The organism is Croceitalea dokdonensis DOKDO 023 (assembly GCF_001306415.1).
Classification (GTDB): domain Bacteria; phylum Bacteroidota; class Bacteroidia; order Flavobacteriales; family Flavobacteriaceae; genus Croceitalea; species Croceitalea dokdonensis.
On sequence record NZ_LDJX01000005.1, the window covers coordinates 58,314 to 68,998 of the forward strand.

13 protein-coding genes are annotated in these 10,685 nt (G+C 41.4%); all 13 read left to right on the forward strand.

The window, feature by feature from the left end:
* The first annotated feature begins 2 nt into the window (after nucleotides 1-2).
* Entirely contained in the window at nucleotides 3-626 is a 624-nt protein-coding gene (locus tag I595_RS11110) for a DUF4230 domain-containing protein (protein WP_054559510.1), read from the forward strand.
* A gap of 51 nt (nucleotides 627-677) precedes the next feature.
* The gene (locus tag I595_RS11115; protein WP_245628273.1) at nucleotides 678-1,031 is read left to right on the forward strand and encodes a Dabb family protein; all 354 of its coding nucleotides are present in this window, start codon (nucleotides 678-680) and stop codon (nucleotides 1,029-1,031) included.
* Entirely contained in the window at nucleotides 1,028-1,387 is a 360-nt protein-coding gene (locus I595_RS11120) for an MmcQ/YjbR family DNA-binding protein (RefSeq protein WP_054559512.1), read from the forward strand. The genes I595_RS11115 and I595_RS11120 overlap by 4 nt, the downstream gene beginning before the upstream one ends.
* A gap of 142 nt (nucleotides 1,388-1,529) precedes the next feature.
* Nucleotides 1,530-1,928 (forward strand): response regulator, encoded by a 399-nt coding sequence (locus tag I595_RS11125; RefSeq protein WP_054559513.1) that lies wholly within the window; start codon nucleotides 1,530-1,532, stop codon nucleotides 1,926-1,928.
* Between the two features lie 76 nt (nucleotides 1,929-2,004).
* Nucleotides 2,005-2,547 carry a heme NO-binding domain-containing protein gene (locus I595_RS11130; protein ID WP_054559514.1) on the forward strand — a complete coding sequence of 181 codons (543 nt, stop codon included), beginning with the start codon at nucleotides 2,005-2,007 and terminating at the stop codon, nucleotides 2,545-2,547.
* Nucleotides 2,501-4,906, forward strand: coding sequence for a PAS domain-containing sensor histidine kinase (locus I595_RS11135; protein ID WP_245628274.1), 2,406 nt, complete (start codon nucleotides 2,501-2,503; stop codon nucleotides 4,904-4,906). Before I595_RS11130 ends, I595_RS11135 begins: the two co-directional genes overlap by 47 nt.
* Before the next feature lie 13 nt (nucleotides 4,907-4,919).
* A complete protein-coding gene (locus I595_RS11140; protein WP_054559516.1) occupies nucleotides 4,920-6,047 on the forward strand; it encodes an FIST signal transduction protein in 1,128 nt (375 codons plus the stop codon).
* A 1-nt stretch (nucleotide 6,048) separates the two neighbouring features.
* The gene (locus I595_RS11145; protein ID WP_054559517.1) at nucleotides 6,049-7,098 is read left to right on the forward strand and encodes a sensor histidine kinase; all 1,050 of its coding nucleotides are present in this window, start codon (nucleotides 6,049-6,051) and stop codon (nucleotides 7,096-7,098) included.
* Nucleotides 7,095-7,424, forward strand: coding sequence for an Hpt domain-containing protein (locus I595_RS11150; protein WP_157449730.1), 330 nt, complete (start codon nucleotides 7,095-7,097; stop codon nucleotides 7,422-7,424). Before I595_RS11145 ends, I595_RS11150 begins: the two co-directional genes overlap by 4 nt.
* Nucleotides 7,421-8,149, forward strand: a complete 729-nt coding sequence (locus I595_RS11155; protein ID WP_054559519.1) for a LytR/AlgR family response regulator transcription factor — start codon at nucleotides 7,421-7,423, stop codon at nucleotides 8,147-8,149. Before I595_RS11150 ends, I595_RS11155 begins: the two co-directional genes overlap by 4 nt.
* Before the next feature lie 55 nt (nucleotides 8,150-8,204).
* Nucleotides 8,205-8,507, forward strand: coding sequence for an STAS domain-containing protein (locus I595_RS11160; protein ID WP_054559520.1), 303 nt, complete (start codon nucleotides 8,205-8,207; stop codon nucleotides 8,505-8,507).
* 578 nt (nucleotides 8,508-9,085) lie between these two features.
* Complete coding sequence (locus I595_RS11165; RefSeq protein ID WP_054559521.1) at nucleotides 9,086-9,451, forward strand: response regulator transcription factor; 366 nt, start codon at nucleotides 9,086-9,088, stop codon at nucleotides 9,449-9,451.
* A gap of 1 nt (nucleotide 9,452) precedes the next feature.
* Complete coding sequence (locus tag I595_RS11170; protein WP_054559522.1) at nucleotides 9,453-10,685, forward strand: sugar transferase; 1,233 nt, start codon at nucleotides 9,453-9,455, stop codon at nucleotides 10,683-10,685.

Here is a 10,685-nt window from a genome sequence, read left to right on the forward strand (position 1 = left end):
TTATGGATAGTTTGGTTGAAGCTGCTTTAGGATTGGTCCTAGGGGCCATTTTAATGTATTGGGTGTACGGAATGTTCACAAGGAAAAAACGGCGTGAACTTACGGAACACCAATCTACGGTGATTTTGGATAAAATCAAGAGTGTTTGTAAACTGGTGACGGTAGAGGGTGATTTTGCGGAAATCTATCGGTATGAAAACATCAAGGATGGTTTTATGAGCATTTTGAGCAGTAAAAAAAAGGCCTTGGTGGTCATTAATGCCAAGGCGCAAATAGGTTATGATCTAAAGAAGCTAAAATTGAGCGCCGATAATGATCGCAGGCGGATTATCTTAAACAATTTTCCCGAGCCAGAAATATTGTCCATAGAACCGGATATCCAGTTTTACGATATCAAGAACGGACTGTTCAATTCCTTTTCTCCGGATGACCTAACCCAACTCAACCAAAATGCCAAAGAGCACATTAGGGAAAAAATACCGGAAAGCGGGCTGATAGATTCGGCCAAAAAAGAAGCTTTGGAAGCGGTACTGCTCATAGAAAAGATTGTGGAGACCATAGGTTGGAAGTTGGACTATTCCGCCTTGGAAATCAGCAATAGGGAAAAACAACTTTTAGAAGAGTAGGTGATGAAAAAGATGATAATTTTAACGCTATTAGGTCTAAACACTTTAGTGATGAGCGCACAAGAACAGGATACCTTAAAGACCTTTGATCCAACGTTTGCCCATACCGTATATTTCTGGTTTAAGCATCCGGACAGCCAAAAAGATGGCCAGCTGTTTGAGGCGTCTTTGCAGCGGTTTATGGCAAATTCCAAATACGCAAAGACCAAGTATGTGGGCAAACCCCCTAAAGCGGTCCGTGATGTGGTAGACGATACTTTTACCTATTGCCTTATTGTAACTTTTGAATCTGCGGAGGCCCAGCAAAAATATCAAGATGAACCGGCACATTTGGCTTTTGTAGATGAATGCAAAGACCTTTGGGAAAAGGTTATTGTGTATGATTCCAAGGGCCTGCAACCATGAACGTAGAGGAGTTACGGGAGTATTGTTTGGCCAAGAGAGGCGCAACGGAATCCTTTCCGTTTGATGACAGCACTTTGGTATTTAAGGTCATGGGTAAAATGTTTGCATTGATATCGTTAAAACGACTGCCCACACAAATAAATTTAAAATGCGATCCAGAAAAAGCGGTGCAACTTAGGGAGCAGTATGTTGGCAATATACTTCCCGGCTATCATATGAACAAGACACATTGGAATACCATCCTCTGTGAAAAGGTGTCCCCAACATTGATTAAAGAACTTATGGACCATTCTTACCAGACTATTGTCCGTAAATTGCCAAAGAGCAAGCAAATGCTACTAAAAGAAGTGCCTTAAACATCAAAAAGTAGGATTATTATTACTAATTTCATCTACAGATTTTTACAGTTCATCTATAGATAATGACCATTGAACTGGAAACGGGCCTGTTCCTTATGGAATTAGATGAGCTTTGTAGCTTCTAAAAAAAGTGTGTATTGTGAAAGTATTGTTTATAGAGGATGACATGATTGAATCAATGAAGTTGCAACGTGCCGTTGCCAAATTTGATTCCAAACATGATATTATAGAGGCTAAGAACGGTGAAGAAGCACTGGATATTTTGCAGAATGGTGACCTTCCGGATATCATCCTTTTGGATTTAAATATGCCGCGGATGAGCGGGATAGAATTTCTACAAGTTGTAAAGGCCGATGATAAACTAAGGTATCTTCCTACGGTAATCCTGACAACATCCGAAAACAGGGTAGATTTGTTACGCTGTTTTCAACTTGGTATAGCCGGGTATATTATAAAACCCTTAAAATATGAGGATTACGAGAAAAAAATAAAACGGGTTTTTGAATATTGGGAAGTAAGCGAACTGATCAAAGGCTAACAAAAAACGTAATTTCACAACATAATTTATCTATAAAGTAGTACAATTCCTACTTTTATTTCGTAATAATCTTATTATGAAAGGAATTGTATTCACGGAATTTTTAGAAATGGTCGAGTTGAACTTTGGCCTTGAGGTGGTAGACACCATCATTGAAAATTCCCATCTCCCCTCTACCGGTGCCTACACGGCGGTAGGGACCTATGACTTTAATGAAATGGTACAATTACTGACCAACCTCAGTAAAACCACCAACCTAGGGGCCAATGCCTTATTAAACTCATTCGGCCATTACCTTTTTAACGGACTGTTGGCTGCCCACCCAGAGGTGGTCAGTAGTTATAAAAACCCCATAAGCCTACTATATTCCATAGAAGACCATATTCACATTCAGGTAAAGAAATTATATCCGGATGCCCAGCTCCCCACCTTCAAAATATTGGAAAAAACGGATACCAAGCTCTCCATGGTCTATGCTTCTGAACGCGGGCTATATGCCTTGGCCCAGGGTTTAATAGAGAAAACCTTTGAACACTTTAATAAAGAGGTAACCGTGGAATTAAAATTGCTGAATGAAGCTGGTACTGAGGTGCGGTTTAATATCACCCAGCATGGATAAGGTGGACAATGCTATCCTACAACGTGCCCTGGAGCGCGAAAAAAGGGCCAGAAAGGCGGCCGAGCAGCTTTTAGAGAAAAAATCAAAAGAACTCTATGACGCTTCTTTACACCTAAAAGAGTCTAACGGTAGGTTAGAAGCCATGCTCAGTAAGGAACGGGGTTCCCATATAGACCTCTCTTTTGCCAATATTATTGATCCTTATGTGGTCATGGATATGACCACCAAGGTCATTAATATGAATGCCAGCGCCAAAGAATTTTTAGGGTTTGACCATGAGCATGAAGAGGTGGTCTTGGCCAGCATGGTGCATGAGGATTACCATGAGTATACCACCACCTCCTTTAAAACCTTATTGGATGTAGGCATTATCAAAAATTATAATGTAAAACTCTATACCAGAAAAAAAGGGGAAAAGTTTGTGAACATCAACGCCAGCCTGATCTATGATGAGACGGGAAAACCAATTGCCGCACAGGGGGTAATACGTGATATTACCAAGGAGTATGAGATTAAGCAGCTGTTGGAAGACCAGAAGAAGCAGCAGGACATTATTGTAGAAAACTCCTCTTTGGGCATTGTTCTCATTGTTGATGATAAAATTGTAAAGGCCAATAGTACGTTTTGTGACCTATTGGGATACTCAGAATACGAGCTGAAAAAATTAAGCTTGGATGACGTTTCCATTATTGAGGACGTATCCCTCTATGAAGATATCCTTGCAGAGACGGCACGGGGCCATACGGACAAGTTTGCCCTTACGCGCAAGTTTTTTAAGCAGGATGGTACCACGTTGTACGGGAAAACCTCCGTGAGTACCGTCCGCAATGATCAAGGTGAGATAGCCTATAAAGTGGCCATGGTAGAGGATATCACCAAAGATAAGTTGTCCGAGGAACGTCTTAGGGCATCGGAAGAACGCCTATCCAAGTTATTGGGCAATCTTCAGAACGGTATTTTATTAGAGGATGAACATCGAAAAATTGTACTCACCAACGCTAAGTTTTGCACTCTTTTTGGTATAACCTCAAAGCCAGAAAACATGAAAGGGGTAGATTGCCAAAAGAGCTTGGACAAGTTCAAGAACTATTTTAAGGAACCAGAGGCCATGGTAGCGCGGGTAAATGAGATCCTTCGCAGAAAAGAACTTGTTCTTTCAGATGAGTTGGAACTTGTGGATGGCAGGACTTTTGAGCGGGATTACATTCCCTTGTTCATAGATGATGAATACAAAGGACACCTCTGGAGCTATACGGATGTTACCTTAGCCAAAAGCTATCGCCGTTCCCTAGAGGCGCAGAAAGAAAAGTATAGCAGTATAATTGCGAACATGAATTTGGGCCTTGCCGAAATTGATAACCATGGTAAGATTCTCATGGTCAATAACCGCTATGCGGAAATGATAGGCAAACCCATTAGTGAACTCATAGGGGCGGACGTCATCTCGCAAATGGAGGTTGATGCAGAGAATGCTGCCATTATAGCGCAACAGTTCCAAAAAAGAAAGCAAAACAGGTCGGACTCTTATGAGGTCACCATCAACAAGTCCAACGGGGAGCGCCGGCACTGGTTGATCAGCGGCGCACCAAACTATGATGAGAGGGGAAAGGTAATAGGGTCCATTGGGGTGCATTTGGACATTACCAAGCAAAAATTATTGGAACTACAGACCAAAGATTTGGTAACTGAGCTGGAAGCGAGCAATAAAAGCCTTCAAGAATACGCCCATATTGTTTCCCATGACCTAAAATCCCCTTTAAGAAGTGTGAGTGCCCTGGCCTCTTGGCTATATGATGATTATAAGGACAGATTGGATGATAGCGGCCGCTACAACTTAAAGATGATGCTGGAAAAAGTGGAAGGCATGGACAAATTGATTTCCGGGATATTAAAATACTCCACCGTCAACAGTGACGCTCTGGACAATAGGGATGTAGACGTCAATAAGGTGATCCAAGAAATTACTGAAATCATTTTTATTCCCGATCATGTAAAGGTGGTGGTCCAAGGAACATTGCCCATCATATTGGCCGATAAAACCAAGGTGCACCAGCTCTTTCAGAATTTTTTGAGCAACGCGGTTGTCAATATTGACAAAACGGAAGGCCTGGTTACCGTTGGTTGCAAGGAAACACCCACCCACTGGCAGTTTATGGTGAGGGACAATGGGGTAGGCATACCCAAAGAATACCACCAAAAAATATTTCAGATTTTTCAATCCATTGGCAATAATGAACGGTCTACCGGTATTGGTCTAAGTATTGTGAAAAAAATTATAGACAGGTATGAAGGTGATGTTTGGCTAGAGAGTGAGGTTGGTGAGGGCACTACGTTTTTCTTCACCATTAAAAAACAATAAATCAAATAACCCTATGAAAATAGTACAGGCAATGAGAACCAAAGATGGCGTTTGGCAGCAAAAAGGGCAGCAAGAATTACAGCAGCCCTTGGTTTTGGTTTTTGGTGACCGTTCCTTACTGGAGGATAAGGAGGTATATAAGGAAGTTAGACATCGTTTTCCAACAGGTAATTTGGTGTTTGGGTCAACCTCAGGTGAAATTATGTACAGCCAGGTTAGGGAAGAAACCCTAAGTGTCACTGCCATAGAATTTGAGTTTTCCAACTATACAATTGCAAGTGCCAACTGCAAGGATTTTGACAGTATCCAAGGGTTAGGAGCAAAATTGGCGAGTGAGCTTAAACAAGAAGGCCTTGCACATGTATTTGTGGTTTCTGATGGCAGTTTAGTCAATGGTAGTGGGCTTATAGAAGGATTGGACAACCAAATTAAGGGCAATATCCCAATTACGGGTGGATTATGTGGTGATGGCACCCTTTTTGAAAAAACACTGTCTTCCTACAATGAAATTCCCAAGGAAGGAAATGTCATTGCCATTGGTTTTTACGGAGAACAATTAGAGGTTACCTATGCCAGCAATGGAGGTTGGACACCCTTTGGACCGGAAAGGACCATCACAAAATCAGATGGGAACGTTCTTTTTGAAATAGATGGGCAACCCGCCTTAAATCTTTATAAAACCTATTTGGGCGAGAAGGCCAATGAATTACCACAGGCGGCCCTGCTGTACCCTTTGTCACTCCAAGAGACGGACGGCTCCAAACCCTTGGTGCGTACTATTTTAAATATCGATGAGGGAGCGAATTCCATGATTTTGGCCGGTGATGTTCCCGTTGGTTCCAAAGTACAGTTAATGATGTCCACTACGGATGATATTGCCAATGGTGCGGCCAGTGCCGCCGTAGCTGCTATGACGGGTAGGGTCAGCAAACCACAACTGGCCATTTTAGTGAGCTGTGTTGGCCGTAAACTGGTACTGGACCAAAGAACGGAGGAAGAAATAGAGGAGGTTGTGGAGGTTATAGGCGATCAGGCCTCAGTGACGGGATTTTATTCTTATGGGGAAATGGCCCCCTTTAGTGACAGTAACCGCTGCCGTTTGCACAACCAAACCATGACCTTAACCTTGATCAGTGAGTAGGATGCATACGCTATTAAAAAGACAGATAAAGAAGTACTTCCCTAAGGGCCTGGATGACCATCCCGGTCTTGATGCTTTTTTTGATTCTATCCATAGCTCATATTCGCATTACGATGACAAGCTCAAAATGATACAACGGGCAACATCCTTAAGTTCCAAAGAGCTATATGAGGCCAATAAAAGGTTGAACAAGGAAACGGAAAATCAAAGAAAAGTACTTGAAGCCTTAAGCAATGCGGTGACCGTGATGGAAAGTTCCTCCCCAAGCAAAGAAGTAGGTACTTCACCTGTCAACCCGCAAATGTTATTGGAAAACATAGAGGCACAAGCGGGAAAAATCATGGCTATTACCAAGGAAAAGGAAAGCTTGCTCAAAAGTTTGGAACAGCAGAATGAATCGTTGAACAATTATGCCCACATGGTATCCCATGACCTAAAATCGCCTATAAGGAACGTCTATTGCCTTGTCACCTGGTTGTTAGAGGATGCCAAAGATATAACGGATTCCAAGGAAAATAATGTTGAACTTATTTTTCAAAACCTTAAAAAGATGGATAGTCTCATAGATGGTATTTTGAAGCATGCTACCATAGATTCCCTAAAGGAAAAAATGACCATGGTAAACCTAAACTGCCTGGTTGATGAAATAGTGAGGACAGTGTACGTTCCGGACCACGTTAATATCTACGTCAAAGATGAACTGCCCACCTTATACATAGGCAAATATCGTATGGAGCAGTTGTTTAAAAATATTATCGTCAACGCGATAACCGCTTTGGAGGACAAGATTGCAGGCACTATTGAAATTACTTGTAAACAACAGGAAGATGGTTGGCTTTTTGAAATAAAGGACAACGGAAAAGGAATTCCAGAACATTTACAGGCGGGTATTTTTAATATGTTCAAAAAACTGGAAAACGATTCCAATGCCACGGGAATTGGTCTGGCATTGGTAAAGAAAATAATCAATTATTACAAGGGCGAAGTATGGTTGTCCTCCCAGGAGGGCGTGGGCACCTCGTTCTTTTTTACCATTAAAACCAACCTATGATGACAGAAACACCCAATCTCAACTACATTAAGGAAATAGCGGGAGGTAATGAGGAATTTGAGCAAAAATTTCTTTCTATCATATTAGTGGAGTTTCCCAAGGAGAAAATGGAGTATGCCAATTTTTTAGCCGACAAAGATTACCTGGAAGCCGCTAAGGTGGTGCACAAAATTAAGCACAAGTTGGGTATTCTAAGCCTTACCAATGCCTACAAGTTAGCCGTTAGATATGAAGAGGAGCTTAAATATGGAAATACCCAGCTTCAGACTGCGTTTGATGCGGTATTGGGTACCGTAGAAGAATTCATTAAAGATATACACCAATGAAAAGTATCATAGTTGACGATGAAAACACCGCAAGGGCCATTGTAAAGGAGCTTTGTAACTCCTCTGGGCATATTGAGGTGGTTGGTCAGTTCCCAAATGCGGTAGAGGCATTGAAGTATTTGAACCAGAATGAGGTAGACCTTATTTTCTTGGATATCCATATGCCCATGCTAACGGGTTTTGACTTTATTGCCACCCTTAAAAATCCACCATTCATCGTACTTACCACTTCAGATACCAATTTTGCGGTAGAGGCATACCAGTATCCCTTTATTGTAGACTATTTGGTAAAGCCTGTGACCATGGAGCGTTTTCAGACTACCTTAATGAAACTCAAGCACGCGGGTAAAGCCATCTTGGTTGGTAATGGTGAAACCACCTTGGAAAGTGAACCTCCTAAGGAAAGCTTTGGTGATGATCATTTATACATTAATATCGATAGGCGATTGATCAAGCTTAAGTATGAGGACATCCTGTTTATTGAGGCCAAGGGAGATTATTTTGAAATAAAGACCTTGGATGGGCAGTATAGGGTACATTCAACTTTAAAAAAGATAAAGGAAAAATTACCGGAGTCCGTATTCTTGCAGATTCACAGGTCCTATATCATCAATTTTAGTAAAATAATTGATATCCAAGATAATAGCGTATTAATAGAACGCAGTGTAATCCCTATAAGCCGGTCCAATAGACCCCGGTTAATGAGGAGGCTCAATTTATTGTAAAAAGGAAATTCGCATATAACTAAATAGAAAAAAATCAATACTAAAACATAATGATATGGCATTGGAAATAAAGGAACAACATGGAATTTTTGAAATTTTGGGCACCGTAACCTCCCAAAACTTGGGTGCGCTAAGCATCTATTTTCAAACCGTTTTGGAAAAAGAAGAAAGTATCGTGGTAAATATAGAAGGTGTGGTTAAAATGGACTCCAGTTCTGCCCTGTTTTTTGAAAAACTGTACAAAGAGGCTGCAGCCAGTCATAAGGTAGTTACCATAGTTGGAAAACAAAACGCAGACATTGCCAAAATCATGAGGATGACCAAGACAGATTATATCTTAAGTCCGGATAGGGCTTAGGTTTTAAATAGTAACATTCACTGTTGGGCATACCTTAGGTATCTTCCTTAAGCTTTATAGGTATTGTTGATGTACTGCCATTGCTGGTAGTGGGGGATTGGATGCAGGAATAGATCACATGGAGTACTTTTACTGGGAGTAGGTTCGCCACTAGAGCAGCGTATTTTGGTCCTGCCAAAAAGTAATACCCTTAAACGGGACATTTTACCATTATCCTACCTTAATTCCGTTGGGTATGGTCTATTGCCAAAGCCCTATCCTTAACTCCCGAAATTAACCTCTATTACTTTTTTGAACTTGGGCCTATGGAAATTCCTATTTAAAATAATGGGATGTTTTCATGGGGCACTATGGCTAGGCGGTCCTTAGGTAATCTATAAAAGTAAGGTCCCTTTGCATGCTCCATACATGGATAGCTGGGGATGCCAATAAGCTGACAACTAGTTTTTTTACAGAAATATCTTACAGCTATAACTAGGACGCTTGCAACAGTTACCCCTGGTTTGACAACAATCAATTCCTGTTATGTAATATAAATCCTACTTTTCGTTTTATTAAGTAATACAAATCTTACAATTATGAAAATTTTAGTCGTAGACGATAAACAATCACTTAGCGAGTTGGTAGCCCAGTTCCTAGGGCAGTCCTACCAGGTTACCACCATGGAAAATGGGTTGGCCGCAATGACCTGGTTGCATGAGGGCAATTTACCGGACCTTATCATTACCGATTTGGAAATGCCAGAGATGGATGGTTTTGAACTCATTAAAAGAATTAAGGAAACAGGGCTGTTCTCGGATATTCCCATCATCGTATTAAGTTGCCGTGATAGTTCTACCGATCGTGTGGAATGTCTACGACTTGGAGCGGATGATTATATGGTAAAACCTTTTAACCCAGAAGAATTACTGATAAGGGTGGATAAACTTTTAATCCGAAGTTAGCATGGACGTTCTTACACGTGAGAAAACACAAATCCTATACATTGGCACTAACCATAGATTGGCGGAGGAGTTTCAGCGCGATCGGGAAACCGTGGAAATTTATACTGCGGAAACCGTTTCGCAGGCCTTAAAGTGGTTGCATGGACAAGGAAACTATACGGACGGTAAATGGCATGGACTTACGGATACCATCGATGCTTTTTTATGCGAAAAAGGCATAGCCGATGCAGATATTAAGGAGTTTAAGGCCTATGTGGAAAAGACCTTTGACCCTGATCAAAGAATACCCATAGTGCTGTTGGGCGAAGAGGTGAACAAAAGGGAAAAGACACTTGCCATGCAGGGTGGCTATGACGATATCTTTGCGCATCCCGTAGACTTTAATAGGTTGTTGGAGCGCATTGGTTTTTTAAAGGAACTGAAAGCAAACTTGGGTAAACAACATATACAGTTTCCGGACAGCCCTCAAAAAAAATATAGGATTGGCTTCTGGAAACGGAGTTTTGATATTCTTTTGGCAGGTTCAGTTCTGTTGGTTGCGGCACCATTTCTGTTGTTGGTGATATTGGCCATCAGGATAGAATCAAAAGGAAAAGTCTATTACATCTCCAAACGTGTGGGTACTGGATACAAAATCTTTAATTTTTTAAAGTTGCGGTCCATGTACCCAGATGCTGATAAAAGATTAAAGGAATTTGAACACCTTAATCAGTATGTACATGAAGATGACCACCAAGAAGATGCAACCCCACAAGAAGTAACCCCCAAGGATGTAAAGGGCACCGTGCTTATCGGTGATGATGCAGAGGTAGATGAAGCACTTCATAACCAGAAAAGGAAGGAAAGTGCCAAAAGTGCTTTTGTGAAGTTTGATAATGACCCAAGAATCACCAAAGTAGGCAAGATTATCCGAAAATTAAGTATTGATGAACTGCCACAGCTCATCAACGTCCTAAAGGGAGATATGTCCATAGTGGGAAATAGGCCCTTGCCCCTTTACGAGGCCGAAATGTTGACCACGGACGAATGGACGGAGCGTTTTAACGGTCCGGCTGGCATTACAGGACTCTGGCAGGTGGAAGCTCGGGGTAGAAGCTCCAAAATGTCCCCCGAAGAACGCAAACAGTTAGATGTAAAGTATGTGGAATACGCCAATGGCAAGCACGCCTTTTTAATGGATATGTGGATCATCTTAAGAACCTTTAAGGCAGTGTTCCAAAAAGAAAATGTGTAG